Genomic DNA, 24,310 nt, shown 5'->3' on the forward strand with positions numbered 1-24,310 from the left:
ATCACCTCAGTGGTTGATTCCGCAACTGCTGTTAGGCGATTGAAATAGCTGGCTAAAATTTTGCCGGTTAGATTTCAAGCTTCGCTGGGAAGCCCGGCGCACGGAGTTCCGCTCCAACAGCATCCTCGAGCAGCTTGACGATCCGCGTCGACCAGGCGCCGCCGCCATAGGCTTCCTTGCCTTGCTCGAAAATCGCGTTCACGCGCGACGCCAAGTCGAGCGGCACGCCGAAATCCCTGCCCATGGCAAGCGCGAAGCCGAGGTCCTTCAGCGCCAGGTCCATGGTGAAGCCGATGTCGTAGGAGCCGTTCAGCACCAGCTGGCTTTCGGTCTCGTGCACGAAGCTGTTGCCGGAGGAGGCAGCGATGGCGTGGTAGGTTTGGGCGAGGTCGAGCCCGCCTTGCTTCGCCAGCATCAGCGCCTCGCCGGCGGCGACCAGATGGATGAAGGCCAGCATGTTGGTGATCACCTTGATCACCGCCGCCGAGCCAACCGGGCCCATAAGAAAGGACTTGGCGCACATCGCCTCGATCGCCGGCCGGTGCCGCTCGTAGAGCGCGGCATCGCCGCCGACCAGCGCGGTGATCTTTCCTGCCGCCGCCAGATGCACGCCGCCTGTGACCGGACATTCCAGCGCCTCAATGCCCCTAGCAGCGGCCAGCGCCGACAGGCGCAGGATCTCGTCGCGCCCATTGGTCGACATCTCGATCCAGGTGCCGCCGGTCGGCAGGCCGTCCAGCAGCCCGTCAGGGCCGGCCAGCACCGCTTCGCTCACCTTCGGCGAGGGTAGGCAGGTGATCGCATTGCCGGCTCGCGCGGCCGCCTCCGCAGGACTTGTTGCAGACGTTGCCCCGAGCGCGACGAGGCGCTCGATCGCCGCCGGGTCACGATCGAAGACGGTGACGGCAAAGCCGCTGCGCAGCAGGCTGGCGGCAAGGTTGCCGCCGAGATGGCCAAGGCCGATGAAGGCGTAGGCGAGGCGCGTGCTCACGGCATCAGCGGCGTCTGCATCATCTGCAGATGCAGGTCCTTGCCGCTGTAGGGATGCGCGTCGCAGACCTCCTCGTTGAGCTCGACGCCGAGGCCGGGCTCTTTCGACGGGATGACGTTGCCGCCCTGCCATTCGATCTTCTTCTTGAGCAGCGTCGCGTGAAAACCGTCCCACTGCTTCAGCGATTCCAGGATGAGGAAGTTGGGCAGCGTCACCGCAAGCTGGATGTTGGCGGCGCCGACGATCGGCCCGCAATAGCAGTGCGGCGCGACCTGGATGTGATAGGCCTCGGCCATGGCGGCGATCTTCTTGGTTTCCAAGATGCCGCCCGAGCGGCCGAGATCCGGCTGCAGAATGGTCGCGGCGCGGTTCTCGATGACGCGGGCGAATTCGAATTTCGTCGTCAGCCGCTCGCCGGTGGCAATCGGGATCGATGTGCCGCGGGCGACCTGCGCCATCACCTCGGGCATGTCGGGCGGCACCGGCTCCTCGAACCACAGCGGATCGTAGGGCTCGATGGCACGCGCGAGCCGCAGCGCGCCCGAGGCGGTGAACTGGCCATGCGTGCCGAACAATATGTCGGCCCTTGTGCCGACCGCCTCGCGGATCGCCTTGATCATTCTGGCGGAAACGTCGATGTCGAGAAGCCGCGGCTGATGGCCGTCGAAGGCGGTGTAAGGACCGGCCGGGTCGAGCTTGACGGCGTTGAAGCCCTGCTCGACATATTCGAGCGCGCAGGCCGCCGCCATCTCGGGATCGTTGTAGACATTCCTGCCGCTCGGTGCGTCCTCGGAATGGACGCTGCCGGTGTGCGGATAGAGATAGGTGTAGGAGCGAAGCGTCTCGTGCACCTGACCGCCGAGCAGCTTGTAGACCGGCTTGTTCGCCTCCTTGCCGATGATGTCCCAGCAGGCCATTTCGAGCGCCGAGAAGCAGCCCATGCCGGAAACGTCGGGGCGCTGGGTGAAGCCGGATGAATAGATACGGCGGAACAGGTTTTCGAGATCGTGCGGATCGCGGCCGATCAGGTAGCGCTCGGCCATGTCCTCGATCATCCGGGCCGTGACATGCGCCGAGAAGGTCGCGTTGTAGGCTTCGCCGTAGCCGACCACGCCGCCGTCGGTGGTGAGCTTGACGAAGATGAAATACTTGCCGCCGATGCCGGGCGGCGGGTTGCCGACAACCCAGGTCTTGACGTCGGTGACTTTCATTTCTGATCCTCCAGAACCAGCTCGGCGCCTTTCCATCCGGTGAGGATCGAGGCGGCGTTGGTGTTGCCGGTGATGTTGTCGGGAAAGATCGACGCGTCTATGACGCGCAGACCGCTCAACCCGTGCACCCGAAGCCTAGGATCGACGACGGCGCGCGAGGCGTCCGGACCCATGCGGCAGGTCGAAACCGGGTGGTAGACGGTGCCCGAGCGCTTCCTGAAATCCTGAATCAGATCGGCATCGGAAGTGATTGACGGACCAGGCAAAACCTCTTCCTCGATGATTTCGGCCATTGCCGGCATAGCGGCGATCTTGCGCACGAACTTCACCGCCGCCAGCATCTCGTCGACATCGGCGTTGGTGGAATAGGCGTTGGCCGTGATCTTGGGATAGTCGCGCGGATTCCTCGAGCGGATCATGATCTCGCCGCGGCTCGACGGGCGGCAGTTGGAAAGGCCGATGGAAAAGCCAGGCCACGGGTCTGGCGTCAGGATCGGGCGTTCGCCGCTTTTCGGGATGACGGTCGAGAAGGCCTGGAAATAAAGCTGCATGTTCGGCCGCGTCATCGACGGGTCGGTGCGGAAGAAGCCGCCGGCATTGTTCATCGACAGCGACAGCGGGCCTGAGCGCAAGAGGAGGTATTGCATGCCGACCAGCAGCTTGCCCCACCATGGCCGCAAGATCTGGTTCAGGGTCGGCAGCTTGCCCTTGAAGGTGTAGTTGATGCCGACATGGTCCTGCAGATTGGCGCCGACATTGTCGTTGGCATGGACGACTGGGATGTCAAGGCCGCCGAGCAGGACCGAGGGACCGACGCCGGAGAGCTGCAGCAATTGCGGCGAGTTTATCGAGCCGCCGGACAGGATGACTTCGCGGCCGGCGCGCGCGGTCTTGGTCTCGCCGTTCTGCTGATACTCGACGCCGACGGCGCGCTTGCCTTCGAACAGGATCTTCGTCGCCAGCGCATTGGTCTCGACACGAACGTTGCCGCGCTTCATCGCCGGGCGCAGGAAGGCGCGGGCGGCGGACATACGGCGGCCGTTCCGGGTGGTGATCTGGTAGACGCCGACGCCTTCCTGGGTGGCGCCGTTGAAGTCCGGATTGAACGGCAGGCCGGCCTGCTGCGCGGCGGCCAGGTAGCGCTTGGTCAGCGGATGGACGGCGCTCGAGCAGTCGGTGACGTGCAAGGGGCCGCCGACACCGCGCCACTGGTCGGCGCCCGCCTCGTTGTCCTCCAGCGCCTTGAAGGCGGGCAGCAGGTCGTCATAGCTCCAGCCGGGATTGCCGGCGGCAGCCCAGGCGTCGAAATCCTCGCGCGCGCCGCGGATGAAGACCATGGCGTTGATCGAGCTCGAGCCGCCGAGCAATTTGCCGCGCGGCCAGTGGTCGGCATTGTTGCTGAGGCCGGGATCGGGCTCGGCCTTGTAGTTCCAGTTGACGGCCGGATCGAAGAAGGTCTTGCCGTAGCCGAGCGGCATCTGGACATAGAACCTGCGATCGGTGCCGCCGGCCTCCAGCACCAGCACCGAAAAGCGGCCCGAGGCCGAGAGCCTTTCCGCGACGACCGAGCCGGCCGAGCCGGAGCCGACGATGATGAAGTCATAAGTCTGCATGATGCGCGGGCCGGCTCCGAAATCCGGCGCTTACCCTAGACATTGCCGGCTCACGTCGTCGCCGGGGCTTCCGGCATGGCTTGTGAAAAAAGCGACCGGTTGAGCGGCGCGCTTTTCGCTTTCAGCAAAGCTTGCGACATGGCGACCGCGTTGGTACGGGTTCAAGTGGAGCAGCGGTTGAAGGACCTTCCCATGGTGCATTACGCGGACGGAAAGCCGCTCGGCGATCTGACACTGAGGACGCTCGCCATGCCTTCCGACGCCAATGCCGCCGGAGACATTTTCGGCGGTTGGGTGATGGCGCAGATGGACCTTGCCTGCGGCATCCGTGCGGCCGAACGCGCCAAGGGCCGTGTGGTGACGGCGGCGGTGAGGGAGATGTCCTTCGCCAAGCCGATGAAGATCGGCGACACGCTGTGCATCTACACGCATGTCGAGCGCGTCGGACGCACCTCGATGACGCTCAAGGTCGAGGCATGGGCGCAGCGCTATCTCTCCGACCTGATGGAAAAGGTCACCCATGCCGATTTCGTCATGGTCGCGCTCGACGGTGAAGGCAAGCCGAAGCCGGTTCCCGCCGAAGGCTGACGCGAGCCGATTCTCCCAGTTCCGGGATATTTGTAACAACGTCCGCGCGGGCGATGCGCTTCGCGACATCCAATGGTTGCCTTCACACCCGATTCTGCGGGCGGTGGAGGGAAGACAATGCGTCAACACATGCTGAACGGCTGGCTGGTGGCAGCCCTCCTCGCCTTGGTCTGTCTGCTCGGCATAACCGCCTATGCCGAAATCAAAGAAGACGTCCCGCGTGTCGCCTGCTTGCACGGCAGCGCAGATGTCTGGGAGCCGGCCGCGAAGTGCGGAATCTGCAGCCCAAGGCCTTGTGACGGCCTCGCGCCAAGGGCCTGAATGCTTTCCGTCGGAACCCGGCTGTCGTCGTCAGGGCTCACCGCGCGTTGGATCGGCATCGAGCGCCAACAAAAGAAGTCGGTAGGTCGTTCAGAAGCAGTCGGAAGTTGAGCCGCGAGCAGGCGACAATTCTTGCCGCGATGCCTTGAAACCCTTGTGTCGCAAGGCTTTCAGGCCTTCTGGCGGTCGAATTTCGCGCGCGCCGCTTGCACACGACTGGTGTTCTTGCGCGCCCATTCGCCAAGCGCGCCGACCGGCACCAGCAGCTCGTGACCAAGCTCGGTCAGCTCGTAATCGACACGCGGCGGAATGGTGGGAAACACCTTTCGCGTGACGAAGCCGTCACGCTCCAGACCGCGCAGGGTGGTGGTCAGCATCTTCTGTGAAATGCCGCCGACGGCGGTACGCAATTCATTGAAGCGCATTGCTCCGCCGCCCAGCTTTCCGACCACCAGAACGGTCCATTTGTCGCCGACCCTTTGCAGGATTTCCGACACGGCCCGGCAGTCCTCGGTGTTGTGCGGGTGCCTCAGTAACAAAAATGTGCCTCCTTGCGTGTGGCTTTGTCAGTATCACATATAGCGCCGGTATCCAAACGATACCAGAAATTCCCGCAAGGAGAGCCCCCTTATGTCCAAGCCCAAAATCGCCATCGTCGTCGGTTCGACGCGCGCCGCCCGCTTCGCCGACGTGCCGACGCAGTGGATCGCCAAGATCGCCAAGGCGCATGCCGATATCGATGTCGAAGTCGTCGATCTGCGCGACTTCCCGCTGCCCTTCTTCGACGAAGTCGCTTCCTCTGCCTGGGCGCCGTCGCAGAACGAAGTGGCGCAGCGCTGGCAGAAGAAGGTCGCCGAGTTCGATGGCTTCATTTTCACCGCCGCCGAATACAATCACGGCCCCACCGCAGTACTGAAGAACGCGATCGACTACGCTGCCAATGAATGGAACAAGAAGCCGGCCGGGTTCGTCGGCTACGGCAGTGTCGGCGGCTCGCGCGCCGTCGAACAGCTCCGGTTGCACGCCGTCGAGCTGCAGATGGCGCCGGTCAAGTCGGCCGTTCACATCGCCTGGGGCGATTTCCTGGCCGTCCGCCAGGGCGAAAAGAAGCTGGAGGACATCGAGCACCTGAACCAGGCGGCCGCGGCGCTCGTCAACGACGTTGCCTGGTGGGCCAAGGTCCTGAAGGCGGCTCGCGCGGCCGATGCGATTGACGCCGAAGCCAAGGCGGCTTGAGCCGGCACCATCTTCCCAAGATACTGTTCCCGAAGGGGCGGCGCTTGCGCCGCCCCTTTCAATTTGCGGAACTCGAACTGCTTGTCTTGCTTGGATCCTTGGATTGATCCCTTTAAGCCGTCCTGCGTTCGGCCGGACTACGTTTCCTTGCGGTCACTTGACCGCTCGGAACGGCGCGTTAGGTGTAGGCCCGAATCCGCCGAAGACGAACACGCCACAGTCGTGGAGAGCGAAATGCCTTGGCTTGGCAGATGGCGCAATCAGTATGGGTCCGTCCTCGACATCACCGGCGAGGACGGCGGCCGGATCGAAGGCGCGTTTCGCACGGCGCTCGAAGACAGCAGCTTCTATGTACAGACCGTGCCGATATTCGGCATCGCGCATGGCGACGTGATTGGAATAACGGCCGCCGGTGAGGGTACGGCCGGCCCCGCCGCGGTGAGCTACACTGGCATATTGCGGGACGGCAGATTGGAGACGATGTGGCTGACAGTGGCAGGCAGCACCATCACCGGCAAGGAGGGCGAAACCGCTTCCCGCAAACAGGTAGGAACCTGGCGTGCCTTCGGCACCAGCCTCGACACCTTTGTCCGAGAATAGCCAAGCTAGCAGGCCTCGAGTGCCTTGCCGGGAAGCGGCGCAAGCCGTTGCTGCCCGGCGCCGCTCTGATCGCGATCGCTGCCGCCACGCATCGAGACTGCCGGCGAGGGCGTGGACCCGCGCCTCCTGGGAAGCTGCGTGACGGCGCCGCTATTTGTCTCCGACCGGTCTTTCTGCGGTTATGCCGTATATGTGGCGATCGATGCCAGGCTGGCCGCGCCGTTGCCGGATGGGCTTTCGTTCGAGGCCGGCAAGGTCGTGCTGGTGCCCTGATTACCACGTTCGATCAGAATTTTCGGAGTCCTTTCGCTTCACGCGATCTTGCCGTCCACGATATGGATGCGGCGCTGCATGCGCGCGGCCATGTCCAGGTCATGCGTCACGGCGACCACCGCCTTGCCGCGCTCGCGCACCAGGTTCTGCAGTATTTCGAACACCTGCTCGGAACTCTTGCTGTCAAGGCTTCCGGTCGGCTCGTCGGCGAGGATAAGCGGAGGGTCATTGGCGAGCGCGCGCGCCACCGCGACCCGCTGGCGCTGGCCACCTGACAACTGATCTGGCCGTCGGTCGAGATGCTCACTCAGTCCAAGCGAGCCGAGCAGATCGCCGGCGCGCTCGTGCATCTCGCCTCTCGCGAGCAGGCCCAGCTTGCGCATCGGGATCTCGACGTTTTCGCGCACGGTGAACTCCGGCAGCAGAAAATGGAACTGGAACACGAAGCCCATCATCTCGAGCCGTGTTCTGGCGCGTTCCTTTTCGTCCATAGGACCACTGTCACGGCCGGTGATCGTGAGCCGACCTGAAGTCGGCCGGTCGAGAAGGCCGAGCAGGTAAAGCAGTGACGATTTCCCTGAGCCGGACGGACCGGTGATGGCAACGAATTCCTTCTCGTCGATCCGGAGAGAAATGTCCTTGACGAGCGTCACCGGCACCGTCTCCGGTAGAATTCGGGTCAGCCCCTCGGTCTCGATCAGCGTGCTCATGTCGCGCCCCTGATGATGTCGACCGGGTTTTGCCTCGCCGCCCGCCGCGCCGGCAGAAAGCCGGCCACGGCCGCCGAGCCGACCGCGAAGACCGAGGCGATGATGTAGTGCAGCGCGCTCCAGGCGATCGGCAGATGCGTCATCTCCCGGCCGGCAGCGGCGATCTTGAAGCTCACCAGCGACAGCGCATAGACCAGGGCGAAGCCGAGCAGGCAGCCGAGCGCCGAGCCGCCGGCGCCGATCGCCACGCCTTCAAGCAGGAACAGCCGCCGCATATCCGCTTCCGGGAAGCCGAGCGACTTCATGATGGCGATGTCGCGCGTCTTCTCGTGGGTGATGGTGGAGATGATGTTGAAGATGCCGAAGCCCGCGACCAGCATGATGGCGCCGACCACGGTATACATGATGATGTTGCGGATGACGAAGGCCTGCAGGATCGCTTCGTTGGCCTCTTGCCAGGCCACGGCCTTGTAGCCGAGTTCTGCCTCGGTGCGGTGCGCTACCAGCGGCGCACGGTTCGGATCGTCGAGCTTGACCCGGATCTCGTTGATGACGTTCGGCCGCTCCGCAAGGATCTGGGCGTTTTTCAATAGAATGTAAGCCTCGCCCTCGTCACGCGCGGTCGTGCCGGTGTGGAACAGGCCTGTGATCTTGAAGTTGCGCGTCTGCCCCTCCGACGACACTGCCGTTATCGTGTCGCCAAGCCCGGCACCGAGCCTGCTCGCCATTGTGTCGCCTATCAGCACGTTGTTTCCGCCCGCGGCCAGCGCCGCAAAATTGCCGGCGACGAAGTCATCCACGATCGGCGACACGCCGCGCTCGCGCGCCGGTTCGATGCCGATGATGGCGGCACCGGTCTCACGGCTTGAATAGCGCATCACGCCCTGTGTCTTTAGGCTGACAGCGAACCGTCCAGGTATCCAGCTTTCGAGCCATGCGATGGCTTCGGTCGGATTGATGATGCCTCGGCGGTCGTCGCGTGGCCTAAGCCCCGATATGGCAACGGCATCGAACACGTCCTCGACAGGCTGGCGGCGAGCAACGCGCTGCTCGTCTGTCACGTCGACATGCGGCATGGTGTCGACGAGCTGCCTGACGAAATCGTCCTGCCCGCCTTGCATGAGCGCGGCCATGGCGACCGAGAAGCCGACGCCGACCGCCACCCCGATCAACGCCACCAGCGTCTGGCGGCCGCGGCCGGCGATATGCGTGACGGCGATGTCGAGGATCAGCGGCATCTCGCCTCACGTGCCTTTCTCGGTGATCTTCACACGCGTCCCGTCCTTGAGGTCGGCTGGGTAGGGCGAGACGACGCGATCCTGCTCGCCGACGCCGGACAGCACCTCGACGCCCTTCACGCCGCGAATACCGGCGCGTATCTCGCGCTTATGCGCCCTGTCGCCTTCGACCACGACGACATCGTTTCCCTGAACCGCGGCGGAGGGAACCAGCAGCGCGTTTCTGGCCACGCGAGTGACGATGTTGACATCGGTCGACATGCCGATCCTGAGCGGCGTGTCGTCCGGCAGGCGGAAGTAAACCCGATACGTCTTCGTCACCGGGTCGCCCTTGGGGGTGATCCGGTCGACGACCGCTTCCAGGTTCCGGCCCGGGAAGGCGTCGGCTCTTAGCAGCGTCCGCTGGCCAACCTCGACGCGCGCAATATCTTCCTCGTTGACCTCGGCGACCACGAGCAGCGGCCGCGGTTCGCCGATCCAGAACAATATGGTGCCGAGTTCGGCGACCTCACCCACCTCACCGTCCTCCCTCAGCACGACGCCCGGGCTCGGCGCGCGCAATATGTAGGTTTCGAGGCGCGCTTTCTGCGCGGCGATCAGCGCTTCGATCTGAGACAGTTCGCTGCGCGCTTGATCGAGCGCCTGCTGGCTCGCAGCGTTTTTTTCCGCGAGCACCGTCTGGCGCTGGAATTCCTGTTCGGCCAGGGCCCGACGCGCCTCGAGCTCGCCGAGAACGGCCCTGACCTCGCTATCGTCGAGCCGGGCAAGCACATCGCCGCGCTCGACTCGCGAATCCTCGCAGTCGCACCGCTCGACAATTCTCTCGCGGACCACGGGCGCCACCTTTGCCCAGGTCCTCGGCTCTACCGAGCCGCTGGCATAGACGATCTCCGCCGCGTCGCCGCGCCTGGCCGTCACCACCGAGATCGGCGTCGGCTGCAGCATATACCAAGTCGCGGCGGTCGCAGCCGCTGCGGCGACGACGATACCTGCAATCCAGCGTTTAAAGCGCATGAAGCGCTCCTCTTTCAAGGGCGGGACCCATAGCATTAGACCGACCGTCGGTCTATACTATTTGAAACGTATTGACAGCGGAGGCGTTCCCGCCTGTCGACCACGCTTTCAGTAACGTCCGAGGGAACCGAATTGGCCAGAGTGATAAAGTCGCCGGAAGTGCGCTCCGCCGAGCTTCTCGACTGTGCCCAGCGACTGTTCTTCCAGCGTGGTTACGACGACACGACGGTCAACGACATCATACGCGAGGCCGGTCTGTCGAAGGGGGCGTTCTACCACTACTTCGCCTCCAAGGAGGCACTGCTGGAAGCGCTCGCGGCGCGGATCGCGCGCGAGAGTCTCACCGAACTCGAGCCCATGCTGGAAGATCCTTCGCTCGATGCCATCGGCCGGCTCAACGCGCTTTTTTCCGGATCGCAGCGGCTCAACGTCGAGTTGGCCCCGCAGCTCCGGAAAACTTTCGCCGTGGTTTTTCGGCCGGAAAACGTCGTGCTCTTCCACAGGATCGACGAGGCCGCCAGGGAGCTCGCTTTGCCGATGATCGCACGCCTCCTGAGGAAGGGCAGTGAAGAAGGTACCTTCGATGTGCCCGATCCGATTGCATTCGCCGACATGCTCCTGCAGATCAGGCTGATCTTCCGGGACGTGATGCATCGGGCGCTGCGCCAGGCCGAAGGAGGCGATCTCGAGGAAGCCGCGCACCTGCTCGAGGAGCAGCTGCGGATCTACGGCATCGCGGTTGACCGCTTGCTCAAGCTGCCTGACGGGACGATCGAAGCAGTTGAGCCTGGTTTCGGCCGAGCATTCCTGGGGGAGAAGTCCTGATTGTCCGCGCGCAGTGCGGTTCGCGTGAAAGCTGGAGGAGCGCCGTTCACCGCGAAGGTCGTGCTTCAGCCGGTTCTCGATGCACGACCACGGGAACGGCCGACTTCCGAGCAGGCGGTCGTGCCTACCACTTCACCTTGAAGCCGACCGTACCGCCAAAAGCTTGGCTGTCGCCGAAATCCTCCATGCTGGTGCGTGCCAGCAGCTCGCCGTGGACGGAGTAGCGGTCGTCGGCCCAGCTCAGCGAGCCGCCGACGCCTAGCCCGCCCCAGAGCGGCTGCGCCTTGCTGACAAGCTTGGTGCCTGAGACGTCGACATCGTAGCCGTCGAGGAAGTCGTAATAGAGGTTGGCAACGCCATAGACATGCGAGCGACTCGACTGGCCCGCCTTGTCCTTCCATTCGCTCTCGTAGTCGGCCGACAGGCCGAGGCGACCGACCAGGCTGTCGCTGCGATCGTTGGAGACGAGGGCGCCATAGGGATCGGTGAAGCTGTCGAAATCGACCGAGGAATAGCTGAGCTGCGCTTGCGGCGTCAGCGACCAGTTGCCCTGGACGGCGATCTTCTGCCCGGCCTCGATGCCGAGGCCATAGCCGAAGCCGTCGTTGCCCTTGGCGAGCGTCTTGCCCAGGGTCGAGGACGCAAGATCGCTGTCGAACCAGGTCAGCTCGGCCTGCGTGTCGACATAGAAGCCGCTCTTGCCGTACCAGGTCATCGTGCCGCCGAAGCCATATCCCGTCGCGTCTATCGAGCCGACACCGAAGACCGAGGAGACGTCCGACCTGGCCGTGCCGTAGTGGACGGTGACGCCGCCGATCAGGACACCGGCTTCGGTCTCGGAGAGCAAGGTGTCGAGACCCGCCTGCAGCCTCCAGAGGTCCGCGTCATAGTCGGCTCCAGTCGTGGTCGTGCCCGGATCGAACTCGCTATGCGCCGCTTCGATGCGTCCCCAGATCGGGCTGCCTTGTTCGACGCCGTTGCCCGCACCGGATCGCGTTCCGCCCCACGAGCGGTTGCCTACGCGTTGCTGCAGCGTGCCAAGCTGGGTAAAGCTCTGCAGCACGCCGGCATAGGTCTCGTAGATCGGCACGGCGGGCGAATAGAGCGGCGTCGGATCTACGGGAGGCGTCGGATCGTTGGGGCTGATCAGCGACGAGCGCAGATACCAGTCGCCGTCGGACGGCGTGCTGATGCCGTTCTTGTAGAGCCGGTAGGCATAGGCGCCGGCGACGACGGCCTGATCGCTCTCGAAGACATAGTTGCCGAGCAGGCTGAACGTGCCGGCCGAGATGCCGCCGACATCGACGATCTTGATGCCTTCGCTGGTCTGCGCGCCCGAGCCGCCGACGCCGATAACCTTGACATTGGTTGCTCCGGAAGTGTCGCCGGTGATGACCAGCCGGTCGGTGGAAGAGGCATCGCCGTCGAGCATCGCCTCGATTTCCAGCGTCCCGCCGGTGCCAGTGTAGTTGCCATCGACGGTAAGCATACCGATCGAGTTGCCCGGCGCGATCACGCCGCCGGCCTGCAGAGTCGTGGCGCCGACCGTGCCGTTGCCGCCAAGCGCGCCGCCGCCCAGAATGGTGACGACGGAGTTGGCCAGCGAGCCGTTGACCGAAAGCTTGCCGGCTTCGACAGTGGTCGGGCCACCGAGGCCGCTGATGCCGGTGAGGTTGAGATTGCCCAGGCCCTTCTTGGTGAGCGAGCCGCTGCCGTCGATGGCGGCGGCAAAGGTGGCGTCGGTCGGCTGGTCGAAGACGAGCGATGCGTCGTTTAGGATGTCGCCAGTGCCGAAGCTCGTTGCGTGCCCGATCAGCGTACCGGCCGAGATCGCCGTGCCGCCGCTGTAGGTATTTGCGCCGGAAAGCACAAGCGCGCCGGAATCGGTCTTCACCAGACCGCCGCTTCCGGCGATATCCGCGGCGATTGTCGCCGTCACGCCGGCGTCGGTCTTGATCATCGTGGCGGCGGTGTTGGTGGTGAGCGTGCCGCCGTCGATCACATAGCCGTCGGTCATGAACTGCATGCCGGTGAAGCCGACCGTACCTGCGGAATCGTCGACCGTAACGGTGCCGGCCCGACCGGCGAACACCGCGAAATCCTGACCCCACGGCCCGTTGATCGCGCCGTCGGCTTCCGTCCAGTTGCGGTTCGTCGCATCCCACACGCCGTCACCGCCGTCGATCAAGCCGTTGTCATGCAGCCCTGCATTGCCGCCGTCCCAGAAGCTCAGAGTTGCTCCGGCCGTGGAGATCAGATTGACCTGTCCGTCGATTGCGGTCTGGATGAAGAGATCGCTCGCTGCGACGGGCGTGGTCCCGAACTGAAGGCCGTTGTCAGTCAATACACCGCCGTAGTTCATGAGCCGGTAGACGCCGGGACCGAAGCCGCCGATATCCGTGATATTCAGCGTGCCGTCGAGGGTGAGATCACCGGTGACCTCGATCAGGTCGTTGACGCCGTTGCCGATCGTCCCGGCAATGCCGAGCTCGTAGTCGAGATTCGAGCCTGTGTTGAGCGTCAGCGAACCGACCGTGAGCGTGCCGGGGCTGTTGCCAGGCGCGACGGTGCCGTCCACCGTCACCGGCCCTGCAATCGTTCCCACTCCCGACAGGGTGCCGGAGCTGTTGACGCTGACTGCTGTATTTCCGAGCGAGCCGTTCACGCGCAGCCCGCCTGAGTCGACCGTCGTTGCGCCGGTATAGGTGTTCGTGCCCGAGAGCGTGAGCGTGCCGTTGCCGAGCTTGGCAAGAGAGCCGCCGGCGCCTGAGATCAAGCCGGAGAATGTGGTGCTGGCGTCGCCGCCGATCGTCAGCTTCCTGTCGCCGAGATTCACATTGCCGGCACCCGACAACGAGTCGATCGTCTCGTCATCGCTGTCTATGCCCGTAAAGATGGGGGAGAGAGGGGGCCGCACAAGCGACAGTGTGGCGCCGGCCGCCACGGTCACGGTCGAGGAGTCTGGAATGGAGTCGATGCCCGCGCCGACCGCAAAGAGCGTGCCGGCCAGGATTTGTGTCGCGCCCTGATAGCTGCTGTTGCCGGCCAGCACCTGGCGGTAGGCGCCGTTCTTGATGAAGCCGCCAGTTCCGGTGATGCCGCCGTAAAACAACGCAGTCGTGTTGGCGAAATTCGTGCTGGTCGTGAGGTTGCCGACGAGCTCCACGGTGCCGGCATCTCCCGAGAGCGTGCCGATGGTCTCGTTGTCGAGGACGCGGAACACACCGGCCTGGGCAATCACGGAAGACTGGTCGCCGATCGCGTTGCCGCCCTCGGCCTCGAGCGTCCCACCCAGAATTCGCGTGCCGCCGGTATAACTGTTGTTGCCCGACAAAGTCAGTGTGCCTGCGCCGGTCTTGGTGAAAAGGCCGCTGCCGCTGATGCCGCCTGTCAGGCCAAGGTCGGCATCGGTCTGGAACGTGCCATTGCCAGTCAAGGTTACATTGCGGCCGCTGGTGAACGCGGACGTCGTCTGCAGCGAGCCCGTATTGAAGGTAAGCGCGCCGGAAGCCGCGCCGAGATTCTCGTTCGAGGAGACCTGGAGGATGCCGCCGAGTATGGCCGTGCCGCCGCTATAGGTGTTGGTGCCGGTCAGAACGGTCGTGCCGGTTCCGATCTGGCTCACCGAGCCGGTGCCGGAGATGATGCCGGAATATGCAAGTGTGTCGCTGCGTTTGAAAGCCAGCGTGCCGTTGTTGGTGACATCGCCGACGATCGAGCCGCTCGTGCCGCCATTGCCGAGCTGCAGCGTGCCCTGCTGAATATCCCAGTTGGTCGTGGCCGTATTGTCAGCGGTCAGCGCCCAGGTGCCGCTACCGGTCTTCTCGAAGACGTCGAAGTTCCGGTATTGCCCGATGTCACCGATCGAACCATCCAGGATCGAAATGCCTGTTCCGCTGAGCCGAAGGAGATCCGTGGTCGCCGTCGCGTTCGCCGCCACGTTGCCAAAGATTTGCGAGCCGGTTTGCAACTCAAGGTGAATCGAGCCTGTGGTCGGCGTGACGCCGGAGGTCCATCCGATCGCTTCCGTTGCGCCGGTTCCGGCTCGAATTATTCCACTGTTGACGATGTCGATCGTCTCGGTTGCGGAGTTGGAGCGGATCGCAGCGGCCAGATTGCCGCCTTCGATCGTGCCGGTGTTGACGATCTGGCCGCTTCCATTGCGTACCAAAATGCCCAGACCTGAGCTTAGTGCACCACTGCCGTTGCCGGCACCGGACCCGCCGCGGATGGTCCCGTGATTGGTCACGGTAGAGTTGGTGCCGGTGCCGCCCAGGTCGATACCGACGCCGCCTCCGAATCCGCCAGTGTTGCTGCCGCCTTCGATGGTGCCGAAATTGGTCATCGACGAGTCGCGCCTGACCTGGGCGCCGGTTCCGCCCCCGCTGGCGGCGGCTGCGGTTGAGCCACCCGTGATGGTACCGCTGTTATTGAAGGTCGTAAGGCCGGCAAGGCTAAGGCCTACGCCGCCGGCGCCTCCACTGGAGGAGCCGCCAGTGATCGTACCATTGTTGGTGATCGTGCTCGGAATGGTGCCGCCAGTCTGATTGAAGCCTACGCCGGCGGTGCCCGCACTGGCCGCTCCCTGGAACGTCCCTGACAAGGTCAGCAGGTTGCCGTTCGTGGTCGTGACGCCGAAGTTGTTTCCGATGATGCCGGTGATGGTGAAGCCCTGCGTGTCGAGCGTGATGGGCTTGGTGGGGTTCGGCATATTTCCCGCGACGAAGCTCTGGGTCGCCACGATCGTCGCACTGGCGTCGCCGTCGGCGTTTGCCGCGGCCACGGCATTGTTCAACTCGGTCGCGTTGCTGACCACGTAGGTCGCGGCCGAAGCCGTGGTCGGAAACCAGCAGGCGACCGCGATACCGCTTGCCCCGGCCAGCAGTTTTCTTCCCCGAATGCGCCGAAGCGCGCGCCCGCTCGCTCTCATGGTGCCCCCGCTCGAAAAAAACGCCGCCCGCGCCGGATGCCCGCGATCTGAGGCGGCGCGCCGAACCAAACCGACAACAAGTTAACTTGGAGTTTGAGCCGTGTCTTGTAGTTGAATTGTCGGTACTGGATTTTTTCTTGGAGTTACTTCAAAGCAACATTAGTTTTTTAAAATATAAGATGGACAAAAATAAGCTTTCACTTAAATGTCGGTCATGCAGGGCCGGCAACATATACGGAAACGCCGAGGCGAGCATCTGTTTGCCTCAGGAACGAAGTCCAACCATGCGTCAAAGCCTAAGGGCAATTCCAGGAAAAGCGTGTAAGGGTTTTCCGCCGGGATTGCATCCAAACAAAGGGATAGAGCGGCTCGCCGTTTCCGCGAAACGGCGAGCCGCTCTGGATATCGGCCTATCGCGTTGGCTAGCGCCGCGCGATCTGGCGGTGGCCGTCGGGCAGGCGGGTGGCGATCAGCTTGTCGATGCGGCGGCCGTCGAGGTCGACCACTTCGAAGCGCCAGCCTTGCGCGTCGACGCATTCGCCGGTGTTGGGGAGGTGGTGCAGATGCGACAGCACATAGCCGGCCACCGTCTCGTAGTCGCGGTTCTCCGGCAGGTCGATGCCCAGCACCTCGGCCATCTCGTCGGCCTGCATGTAACCTGCGAGCAGCCATGAGCCGTCCTCGCGCTTGACGGCGTTTTCTTCCTCGCCGGCATCGAGGTCCGAGCGGAAGACGCCGGTGATCGCTTCCAGGATGTCGGCCGGCGTGACGATGCCTTCGAAATGGCCGTATTCGTCGTGGACGAGCGCCATCGGCACATCCGATTCCTTCAGCTTCGCCAGCACGTCGAGCGCGTCGGCCTGATCGTGCACGATGGGTGCTGCGCGCACATGCTGGCGCGGCTCCAGCACCTTGCCGCCGAGGATCGCCGACAGCACGTCGCGTGTCTGGACGACACCGACCATGGCATCGACATTGCCGTCGCCGGCGGGCAGGCGCGAATGCTGGGTCTCCATCAGGAGCCGCCTGATCGCCGCCTCGTCGGATTGCAGGTTGATCCAGTCGACTTCGGTGCGCGGCGTCATCACGGCGCGCACGGCGCGATCGCCGAGGCGCATGACGCCGGCGATCATGCGCCGTTCGTCGGATTCGATCGTGCCGTGATGCTCGGCCTCGGCGACCAGCATCTTGATCTCCTCGTCGGTGACCTTCTCTTCCGCCTCGCCGTGCTGGCCGAGCAGCCACAGAACGGCGCGGCCGGAAATGTCGAGCAGGAAGACGAGCGGCGCCGATACCGTGGCGAGGATGGTCATGGCAGGCGCCGCCCTGACCGCCACACGCTCCGGATCCTTCAGCGCGATCTGCTTCGGCACGAGCTCGCCGACGATCAGCGAGGCGTAGGTGATGAGTGCGACGACGATGCCGACGCCGACGGGGTCGGCGATGTTCTCGCGGATGCCGGTCGAGGCCAGATATTGCGCCAGTCGCTCGCCGAGCGTGGCGCCGGAAAAGGCGCCGGAGAGAACGCCGACCAGGGTGATACCGATCTGCACCGACGACAGGAATTTGCCGGGGTTGGAGCCAAGCGCCAGCGCGCGGCCGGCGCCCCTGACGTTGCGGTCGATCATCGCCTTGAGGCGGGCCGGCCGCGACGAGACGATAGCGAGCTCCGACATGGCCAAAAGGCCGTTCACCAGGATGAGGACGGCCACGACGGCGATTTCAACATAAAGCATGCGCGTCAATAGCATTGCCGCGGTGCATTCGAAAATAGTCCGCCGTTATTTTTGGAGCATGACAATTGGAGGCATGACAGGCGAGCCGTTCAGGCATCCCAAGGCGGCGCCGAAAAATGGCCGACGAGCGCGTCGATGACGACCCGCACCTTTGGCGTCAGCGCCCGCGTCACCGGCCAGACCGCGTGCACGACGATGTTCTCGACCAGACAGTCGGACACGACCATTTCAAGCTCGCCGCGCGCCAGGCTCTCAGCCGCCAGCCAGGTCGGCAGAAAGGTGATGCCGCAGCCGGCAAGGACTGCATCGAGCATCGGTTCGCCGTGGCCAAGAACAAGCCTGGCCTTGGGGACAAAGGTCGTCAGATGGCCGTCGGGGCTCCTGATGGTCCAGGGACGAACGACACCCTCGCGCCCATAGCCGATGATGCTGTGGCGGGCGAGGTCGTCGATGGACTGCGGCCTGCCATATCTTTCAAGATAGGCGGGAGAGGCGCATATCGCCGAGCGCTGGGCATAGATGCGGCGTGCCGCCAATGACAGGCTGTCGTCGAGATCGCCCATGCGCACCGCAAGATCGATGCCTTCCTCGATCAGGTCGACGCGCCGGTCGTTGAAGGAAATCTCGATGGCCAGTTCCGGGAACCTGCTCGAGATGCCGAACAGCACGGGGGCGACGCATCTGCGGCCAAAGGCGAGCGGGACGTCAATGCGCAGCCTGCCCGACGGGACCTGCCGGCTCGACGCGAGCAGCGCCTGTCCGGCCTCGATTTCCGCCAGCGCCCGCACGCAGGCGTCATAATAGCTTGAGCCTTCGCTGGTGGGGCTGAGGCTGCGGGTCGTGCGGTTGAGCAGGCGAACGCCGAGCCGCTGCTCCAGTTGCGCGACCGATTTGCCGATGGCCGACTTCGTCACATGCAGCCGTTTGCCGGCCCCGGTGAAGCTGCCGGCCTCAACCGCATGAACGAATGCGACGATGCCTTGCAGGTCGATCGAATCCATGATGCACCCGTTGTAGATTTTTCCTCTTCAATCTATCGTCGAATATCCCGCATTGCGGCATTATTTTCCATAGTCGGATCGCATAGATGTCTGGGCGCAGCCATCAATAAAGGAGCGCCCCACATGAGCACAGACGGCAATAGGTCCTGGCAGATGACGGGGTTCGGCCTGTCAAAACTGAACCCTGTGAGCGGCAGAATGCCCGAGCCAGGCCCGCATGAGCTTCTGGTGCGCACCAAAGCCGTCTCGCTGAACTACAAGGACAAGCTGATCGTGGATGGCATGCTGATCCCCGATCTTTCCTTCCCCTTCGTGCCGACATCGGACGCCGTGGGCGAGGTCGTTGCCGTCGGCAGCGCGGTCAGCCGATTCCAGGTCGGGCAGCGCGTGCTCGGCCAGGTGATCGCCGACTGGCCGGACGGCGATGCGCCGCCGGTGCTCCATAAGCACACGCTGGGCTCGTCGCTCTCGGGCATGCTTTCCGAGCGTGTCGTCTTCGGCGAGGACGCCGCGGTGCTCGCGCCGCCATCGCTCAGCGATGTCGAAGCGGCGACGCTGCCGATCGCGGCGCTGACGGCCTGGTTCGCCATGGCCGAAGCGACAAGGCCGGTGCCGGGCCAGACCGTGCTGATCCAGGGCACGGGCGGCGTCTCGCTGTTCGCGCTGCAGTTCGCCGCGGCGTTCGGCCTGCGTGCCATCGTCACGTCGAGCAGCGACGAGAAGCTCGAGCGCGCCAAGGATCTCGGGGCCTGGCAGGTGATCAACTATCGCTCGCAGCCGGCTTGGGACGAGGCAGCCCGCGATCTGACGGACGGGCTGGGCGTCAACCATATCCTGGAAATGGTCGGCGGCGACAATGCCAGGCGGTCGCTCAATGCGCTTGCCGCCGATGGCCGGCTGTCGATCATCGGCCTGCTTGGCGCCATGGAGATCAGCTTTCCGGTCCTGCCGTTCATGCGCAACCGCATCGTCGTGCAAGGCATTTCCATCGGCCACCGCCGCAGTTTCGAGCGCATGAACCAGGCTATCGAGGCGCTTGGCATCAAGCCCGTCATCGACAAGGTCTATGGCTTCGACGACGTGCCGGAGGCTTTCGGGCATCTGGAGAAAGGGCCGTTCGGCAAGATCGTCATCGCCATGACCTGACCTTGCCGCGGTCACGGCAGAGTTTTCAGCACGCCGACTACCGCGAGGCCGTCGGTGAAATACGGATCGCCGCCGCCATTCCTGCCGTCCCGCGTGGCACCGATCCCCGGTATCTCGCTGGTCGAGGTCAGCAGACCCGCCGCCTTGAGATCGCCGATCAGGAAGTTGCGCTCGGCGTCGATGTCCGGGCCGATATGGTGGGTGATGGCGCCAGTGTCGTGGCTGAGGCCGACGCCGCGGTCGAAGCTGGCGGCCCCCAGCCAGAGCGGGCGGCCGTCGTCGCCGGCCGTGTTGGTCTGCCAAAAGCGAACGTGGTGGCGCCTGTCGGCGCTGTCGCCGACCGGCTTTTCGAAGGCGAGATCCTGGGCGCGGCCTTCGAACAGCAGGCGGCTCACCGGGGCATCGGGATAGGGCCGGGAGAACAGGACACTTTCACCGATGTCGATCGCCGTCCTCAGTGTGACGGCATCGGCCGTATCCCAGCCGGCGACGGCAAAGGCGTGGACCACCTCTTTTTCGGTCCCGACAAGTCCGACATTGATCGGATCGCCCGGAATCCCTTACGGCGTATGCGTCACCATCTCGAAGCGCTGCGTGCGGAAGCCACGCTCCCGCCAGGTCCAGAATTCCGGCGCGGCGAGATAGGCAAAGGCCAGATAGAAGGCGCAGAAAGCCACCAGCCAGATCGCCGCGCGCCGCCTAAGACTTCGCTCACTCACGAGAAACCGCTCCCGAGCCCGTTCGCGGCCACTCTATGCCGCGCCGAGCGGATTGGGCAGGGGAATGCTAACTATTTGTTTTTACGCAATTCCGGACGGCTGCCGCGCAGTTTTCCTGGAATTGCTCTAGCGGCAGGCGCGATAACCGTTCCTGCGGTTCTTGACGTCGAAATGGAAATGGTTGCGGTGGTCGTAATTGTAACCCGGACCGAGCACCGTGTTGAAATACTGGCAGCCGTCGGCGCGCACATTGTTCAGGAAGCCGCGGGTGCGGAAGGCGAACAGGCCGGGCTTGCGGACGTCGATGTCGTCGCCATTGTTGAGCTCGATGCTCATGACGTCGAGGGCGTTGCCCTTGCCGTGCTCGGACAAGACACCTTCGCCGGCGATGTTGCGGCAGGAATAGCTCGAGCCCTGGTGGATCGCCCTGACGCCGGAGAAATAGCGCCAGCGGGCGGCCGGCACCAGCTCGTTCCGGGTCCAGGCCGCGAAGGTCGCGGCCATGTTGCAGGTCAGCGTGGCGGCCGGCTTCATCTCGACGCTGCCGATGGCCGAGACTTTCACCGGGAAGTCGATGCCGCACTGGCCTTCGTGGATCGGCTGGATATCGGTGTAGACGACGCCCATGCGCTTCAATTCGTTGCGGCAGTCGATCTCGCTGGCCGGCATCTGCTCGACCGGCGACATCGGCTCATCCATGCGCGGATAGGCGGCCTGGGTCATATAGGGGTTGGATGGGACAAGCCTCTGCATGCCAGAATATTGCGGCGCCTCGGGCACAGCGGCGGTCTGGCCACCGACGTCGACAGCCGGCTGCAGCGAGAAGACATCGCCGGTAGTGCAGGCGGATATCGCAGCGATGGCAAGCCCGGTGGCCAACCTGACGGCTGCAGAGCGCGCAGGAGCGTTCAGTCGCGCCAAGGCGAGGTTGGCGCCAAGTCTTCCGGCCATCGAAAGGTTTCCTGTCCCCGGATGGCACAAGTCTAGTCGGCAAGAGTAAAGGAAAGATCAGCGCCCGTATTCACGCCTGGGGCCGAATTGCGGCATCTGTTCTTATCGGCAGAACGTCCCTTATTGGCAGAACGTCCCGCCGTGGCGGCGCGGCTGGAGGTCGAAGTGGAAATGCAGCGCGTGGTCGGGATCGCTGCCCGGGCCGAGCACCGTCTTGAACGGCCCGCAGGCAGCCTTGCGCACCGTGTTCAGGAAGTTTGCATCCTTTTCGGGCAGCACCGGGCCGATCTCGATCTTCCTGCCATCCCATAGCGTGAAGGAGGCGATGTCCAGCGCATTGCCGAAGGCGTGCTCCGACAGCTTTTCGCCGCCGTGGCGCGGACGGCAGACGAACGCGGAAGCCTGTGTGATCGATTTGAGATCGGCACCGAATTCGGCCTTCGCCGCCGGCTGGATGACATCGGCGGCAAAGTGCGCGGCAGCCTCGGCCATCCGGCAATTGAGCTCGGCGCCGGAACCGATGCCGATCGATTTTCCAAGCGTTTTCAGAACGATGGGGTAGGGGATCGAGCAGCCGATTGCAGCATCGTGCTCGGCCTTGTGCTCCTCGAATTCGACGCCGAGCGTCTTGAGGCGCTCACGGCAGGCAACTTCCTCGGCTGGCATCTTGTCGGCGGGACGATCGGCCGAGCGCGGATCGGGCAGCGGTTTGTTGTCGCCGGTATCAGCCGGTTTTTCAGGTGGCTTCGGCGCGACGGCGGGCGGCTCGACCTCCGGTTCCGCGATGTCGGGCCTTGGTGTCGGAATCGGCACCGCGGCCGGCGCCTCAGGCTCATTGTCCATGTCGGTTGACGGCTCCGGTGCCGAAGGCTCGGGGCGCTGCCGCCTTCCCTGACGAGACTTCTCCTGATTGAACCGGTCGGATGCGTCGGCGTTTTGCGCTTCCGCGGGACGTGGCTCCGGCACCGGAACATCGGCGGGCAAGGTCGGCTGGTCCTGCGTTTGTCGCCGCGTCAGCTTTGGCGCTATATGCCGCTTCCCCCGTGATCTCACGCGGTGCTTGCTCCTCGGCCTCAGGGGCCGATCGGCCCGCTGCGTCAACGGCTGCTCCATACGCGGTGTCAGCGGCTGCCTGTGGCGATGCTTGGCATCAGCCGGCGTGATCAGCAAGGTCGCCGCCGCCAAAGGCAGCGCCAGTCTGCAAAATCTCGAAAAGCTCAGCGTTGCCATCGGCCGGAAACGGCGCCGGCATGGTTAAGTTGCCTTGGCGGCGGCGGCGTTGCGATCAAAATCGGTTACCGGCCCGTTACGCGCCGATCGCCTCCAGGCCTTCCTCCAGCCAGTCGGCGAGTTGCGGCAGGCCAAGCAGGTATTTTGCAGTGCGCTTGTTGGCGCGCTCGCGCGCCGCGGCCACCGCGTCGATCCATTCGGAGGCATCGTAGTCGCCACGACCGATCCAGGCCAATGCCACCAGCTCTGCCGCTTCATCGACGTTGAGGTCGTTGATCAGCTCGCGGAATTCCTCTTCGGTGAGGTCTTCCGAAGCTTCCTCGACGAGGCCGTCGTGATGGTGGCTGTCGTGCGTGCCGCCGTCGAACTCGACCTCATGCTCGGCGCCGTCGTCGTAATCCTCGTTGACGGCGGCGCTCAGCGCCTTGGCCTTGAGGATGAACAGGCGCACCGTATCCGGATCGATTGAAAGCTCCCATTCCTTCTCGAGGCGTTGCTGCACGGGCCCTTCTCCCACGTAAGCGCTTAGCTGATGATAGCGGATTTGCGGCCCGCGTCACGTCAGTTCGCAAGGAGCGGGAGGCGCGCTCGGAAAGTCCAAATAGTTGGCAGCCGTCGGCTTTTCGGGATGAAACCCTATCGAAGCGGCGTTAGTCTGGCATTGTCACGCTCACGGAGGCTTAAATGCGCAGACGTTTGCTTATCCAGGTCATGGCTGTTGCTGCCCTGCCGCTGTTCGCGGCGCCTGCTTTCACCGCTGGTGAAGGCGGTAGTGCTGGTACTAGCGGCGGCCAGACAACCACCCAGTGCAAGAAAGGCGAGGTCTGGGACAAGAAGAAGAAGAAATGTGTCGTGCCGCAATATGGCATGCTGGATGACGACAGCATCTACGAGGCTGGCCACGATCTGGCGATGGCCGGACGCTATGACGAAGCGATCTCCGTGCTGACTTTAGCCGCCAACAAGCAGGATCCGCGCATCCTCAACTATCTCGGCTATTCGCATCGCCATTCCGGCCGCGTGACCGTCGGCCTCGGCTATTACGAGGAAGCGCTGCGCATCGACCCGAACTACACGCTGGTGCGCGAATATCTCGGTGAGGCGCATCTCCAGATCGGCGATCTTGCCGGAGCGCAGCAGCAGTTGATGGAGATCGAGAAGCGGACCGGCAAAGGCTCGCGCGAATACGGCATGCTGTCCGAGCAGATCGATCATTTCCTGAGGAGCTGATTCGACCACCGGCTTCCCCAAAACCGGCCGTGCGCAATCACGGCCGGTTTTTTTCCGCCTGCCGCATTTCGCGGCCGGACCGTTCGCGAAAGCGGTGGTGAATTTGCCAAACTTCATTTTTGGGCGTGAAAATCACACGAAGATCGCTATATTCAGGGAAATTGTGGTGAAACGGTTCCGTTAGCCCGAGGCTGCCGGACCGTTTTCTTTTTGTACCCATCGACAAGGCCGCTCCCGATAAGCGGGGGCGGTGGCAGGAAAGGTCAGGCATATGAACAAGGTCCCGATGACAGGCGAGGGGTTCGCGTCATTGAAGGAAGAACTGCGCTGGCGCCAACAGGAAGAGCGTCCACGCATCATCGAGGCGATTTCCGAAGCGCGCTCGCATGGCGACCTGTCCGAAAATGCCGAGTACCACGCCGCGAAAGAGGCTCAGAGTCACAATGAGGGCCGCGTCAACGAGCTCGAGGACCTGATCGCGCGGGCCGAGGTCATCGACGTCTCGAAGCTCAGCGGCGACAAGGTGAAGTTCGGCGCCACCGTCGTGCTGGTCGACGAAGACACCGAGGAAAAGAAGACCTATCAGATCGTCGGCGACCAGGAAGCGGACGTGAAGTCCGGCCGCATCTCGATCTCCTCGCCGATCGCGCGCGCGCTCATCGGCAAGGAAGTCGGCGACGCCATCGAGGTCAATGCGCCCGGCGGCGCCCGGGGTTATGAGATCGTCCAGGTGCAGTTCATTTAGGG

Annotated in this window: 22 protein-coding genes and 1 pseudogene; 8 read left to right on the forward strand and 15 right to left on the reverse strand. The window is 63.9% G+C overall.

All coding sequences use genetic code 11. The features are described 5' to 3' along the window. Window positions 1–67: 67 nt before the first annotated feature. From QAZ22_RS13175 to QAZ22_RS13185, 3 genes are read right to left on the reverse strand one after another with little or no spacing between them, the layout of a single operon-like run. Window positions 68–991: an NAD(P)-dependent oxidoreductase gene (locus tag QAZ22_RS13175; RefSeq protein WP_278207199.1), complete on the reverse strand. Its 924-nt coding sequence runs from the start codon at window positions 989–991 to the stop codon at window positions 68–70. Beyond that, entirely contained in the window at window positions 988–2,202 is a 1,215-nt protein-coding gene (locus QAZ22_RS13180; RefSeq protein WP_278207200.1) for a mandelate racemase/muconate lactonizing enzyme family protein, read from the reverse strand. Before QAZ22_RS13180 ends, QAZ22_RS13175 begins: the two co-directional genes overlap by 4 nt. After that, a complete protein-coding gene (locus QAZ22_RS13185; RefSeq protein ID WP_278207201.1) occupies window positions 2,199–3,815 on the reverse strand; it encodes a GMC family oxidoreductase N-terminal domain-containing protein in 1,617 nt (538 codons plus the stop codon). The genes QAZ22_RS13180 and QAZ22_RS13185 overlap by 4 nt, the downstream gene beginning before the upstream one ends. A gap of 192 nt (window positions 3,816–4,007) precedes the next feature. Between QAZ22_RS13185 and QAZ22_RS13190 the strand changes: the two genes are divergently transcribed. Beyond that, window positions 4,008–4,403, forward strand: coding sequence for an acyl-CoA thioesterase (locus tag QAZ22_RS13190; protein ID WP_278207833.1), 396 nt, complete (start codon window positions 4,008–4,010; stop codon window positions 4,401–4,403). A 491-nt stretch (window positions 4,404–4,894) separates the two neighbouring features. Here the strand turns inward: QAZ22_RS13190 and QAZ22_RS13195 are convergent, their stop codons facing one another. Beyond that, window positions 4,895–5,263 carry a helix-turn-helix domain-containing protein gene (locus QAZ22_RS13195; RefSeq protein WP_278207202.1) on the reverse strand — a complete coding sequence of 123 codons (369 nt, stop codon included), beginning with the start codon at window positions 5,261–5,263 and terminating at the stop codon, window positions 4,895–4,897. 91 nt (window positions 5,264–5,354) lie between these two features. Here QAZ22_RS13195 and QAZ22_RS13200 point away from each other — a divergent pair, with 91 nt between their 5' ends. The 3 genes from QAZ22_RS13200 (at window position 5,355) to QAZ22_RS13210 (ending at window position 6,833) form a co-directional block, all read left to right on the forward strand. After that, the gene (locus QAZ22_RS13200) at window positions 5,355–5,960 is read left to right on the forward strand and encodes an NADPH-dependent FMN reductase (RefSeq protein ID WP_278207203.1); all 606 of its coding nucleotides are present in this window, start codon (window positions 5,355–5,357) and stop codon (window positions 5,958–5,960) included. Between the two features lie 234 nt (window positions 5,961–6,194). Then, window positions 6,195–6,560 (forward strand): avidin/streptavidin family protein, encoded by a 366-nt coding sequence (locus QAZ22_RS13205; protein ID WP_278207204.1) that lies wholly within the window; start codon window positions 6,195–6,197, stop codon window positions 6,558–6,560. A 111-nt stretch (window positions 6,561–6,671) separates the two neighbouring features. Next, window positions 6,672–6,833, forward strand: a complete 162-nt coding sequence (locus QAZ22_RS13210) for a hypothetical protein (protein ID WP_278207205.1) — start codon at window positions 6,672–6,674, stop codon at window positions 6,831–6,833. A gap of 38 nt (window positions 6,834–6,871) precedes the next feature. Here QAZ22_RS13210 and QAZ22_RS13215 read toward each other — a convergent pair whose 3' ends face one another. Genes QAZ22_RS13215 through QAZ22_RS13225 form a run of 3 tightly spaced genes read right to left on the reverse strand, consistent with a single transcriptional unit; the run spans window position 6,872 to window position 9,795 of the window. Then, entirely contained in the window at window positions 6,872–7,543 is a 672-nt protein-coding gene (locus tag QAZ22_RS13215) for an ABC transporter ATP-binding protein (protein WP_278207206.1), read from the reverse strand. Next, entirely contained in the window at window positions 7,540–8,781 is a 1,242-nt protein-coding gene (locus tag QAZ22_RS13220) for an ABC transporter permease (protein ID WP_278207207.1), read from the reverse strand. Before QAZ22_RS13220 ends, QAZ22_RS13215 begins: the two co-directional genes overlap by 4 nt. 6 nt (window positions 8,782–8,787) lie before the next feature. Next, window positions 8,788–9,795, reverse strand: a complete 1,008-nt coding sequence (locus QAZ22_RS13225; protein ID WP_278207208.1) for an efflux RND transporter periplasmic adaptor subunit — start codon at window positions 9,793–9,795, stop codon at window positions 8,788–8,790. Window positions 9,796–9,954: 159 nt separating this feature from the next. Here QAZ22_RS13225 and QAZ22_RS13230 point away from each other — a divergent pair, with 159 nt between their 5' ends. After that, entirely contained in the window at window positions 9,955–10,620 is a 666-nt protein-coding gene (locus QAZ22_RS13230; RefSeq protein WP_278207209.1) for a TetR/AcrR family transcriptional regulator, read from the forward strand. A gap of 124 nt (window positions 10,621–10,744) precedes the next feature. On the opposite strand, the gene QAZ22_RS13235 is transcribed toward QAZ22_RS13230, so the two are convergent. The 3 genes from QAZ22_RS13235 to QAZ22_RS13245 all read right to left on the reverse strand — a co-directional run bounded on the left by QAZ22_RS13235 (window position 10,745) and on the right by QAZ22_RS13245 (window position 18,287). Next, on the reverse strand, window positions 10,745–15,550 hold the full coding sequence (locus tag QAZ22_RS13235; RefSeq protein ID WP_278207210.1) for an autotransporter outer membrane beta-barrel domain-containing protein: 4,806 nt from the start codon (window positions 15,548–15,550) through the stop codon (window positions 10,745–10,747). Window positions 15,551–15,972: 422 nt separating this feature from the next. After that, window positions 15,973–17,286, reverse strand: coding sequence for a hemolysin family protein (locus QAZ22_RS13240; RefSeq protein WP_278207211.1), 1,314 nt, complete (start codon window positions 17,284–17,286; stop codon window positions 15,973–15,975). A gap of 89 nt (window positions 17,287–17,375) precedes the next feature. Then, on the reverse strand, window positions 17,376–18,287 hold the full coding sequence (locus QAZ22_RS13245) for a LysR family transcriptional regulator (RefSeq protein ID WP_278207212.1): 912 nt from the start codon (window positions 18,285–18,287) through the stop codon (window positions 17,376–17,378). Window positions 18,288–18,410: 123 nt separating this feature from the next. Here QAZ22_RS13245 and QAZ22_RS13250 point away from each other — a divergent pair, with 123 nt between their 5' ends. Continuing rightward, window positions 18,411–19,433 carry an NAD(P)-dependent alcohol dehydrogenase gene (locus QAZ22_RS13250; protein WP_278207214.1) on the forward strand — a complete coding sequence of 341 codons (1,023 nt, stop codon included), beginning with the start codon at window positions 18,411–18,413 and terminating at the stop codon, window positions 19,431–19,433. A gap of 11 nt (window positions 19,434–19,444) precedes the next feature. On the opposite strand, the pseudogene QAZ22_RS13255 reads toward QAZ22_RS13250, so the two are convergent. From QAZ22_RS13255 to QAZ22_RS13270, 4 genes and pseudogenes are all read right to left on the reverse strand, one after another. Next, a pseudogene (locus tag QAZ22_RS13255) lies at window positions 19,445–20,152 on the reverse strand (LssY C-terminal domain-containing protein). Between the two features lie 126 nt (window positions 20,153–20,278). Continuing rightward, window positions 20,279–21,103, reverse strand: coding sequence for an extensin family protein (locus QAZ22_RS13260; RefSeq protein WP_278207215.1), 825 nt, complete (start codon window positions 21,101–21,103; stop codon window positions 20,279–20,281). Window positions 21,104–21,223: 120 nt separating this feature from the next. Beyond that, window positions 21,224–22,216: an extensin family protein gene (locus tag QAZ22_RS13265; RefSeq protein WP_278207834.1), complete on the reverse strand. Its 993-nt coding sequence runs from the start codon at window positions 22,214–22,216 to the stop codon at window positions 21,224–21,226. Between the two features lie 193 nt (window positions 22,217–22,409). Then, window positions 22,410–22,835 carry a DUF3775 domain-containing protein gene (locus QAZ22_RS13270; protein ID WP_278207216.1) on the reverse strand — a complete coding sequence of 142 codons (426 nt, stop codon included), beginning with the start codon at window positions 22,833–22,835 and terminating at the stop codon, window positions 22,410–22,412. 182 nt (window positions 22,836–23,017) lie between these two features. Here QAZ22_RS13270 and QAZ22_RS13275 point away from each other — a divergent pair, with 182 nt between their 5' ends. Beyond that, entirely contained in the window at window positions 23,018–23,563 is a 546-nt protein-coding gene (locus QAZ22_RS13275) for a tetratricopeptide repeat protein (RefSeq protein WP_278074902.1), read from the forward strand. 37 nt (window positions 23,564–23,600) lie between these two features. Here QAZ22_RS13275 and QAZ22_RS13280 read toward each other — a convergent pair whose 3' ends face one another. Beyond that, window positions 23,601–23,789 carry a hypothetical protein gene (locus QAZ22_RS13280; RefSeq protein WP_278207217.1) on the reverse strand — a complete coding sequence of 63 codons (189 nt, stop codon included), beginning with the start codon at window positions 23,787–23,789 and terminating at the stop codon, window positions 23,601–23,603. A 45-nt stretch (window positions 23,790–23,834) separates the two neighbouring features. Here QAZ22_RS13280 and greA point away from each other — a divergent pair, with 45 nt between their 5' ends. Further along, window positions 23,835–24,308, forward strand: coding sequence for a transcription elongation factor GreA (gene greA, locus QAZ22_RS13285; RefSeq protein ID WP_278074901.1), 474 nt, complete (start codon window positions 23,835–23,837; stop codon window positions 24,306–24,308). The last annotated feature ends 2 nt before the right edge of the window (window positions 24,309–24,310 follow it).

Origin of the sequence: Mesorhizobium sp. WSM4906 (assembly GCF_029674625.1) — a bacterium.
Classification (GTDB): Bacteria; Pseudomonadota; Alphaproteobacteria; order Rhizobiales; family Rhizobiaceae; genus Mesorhizobium.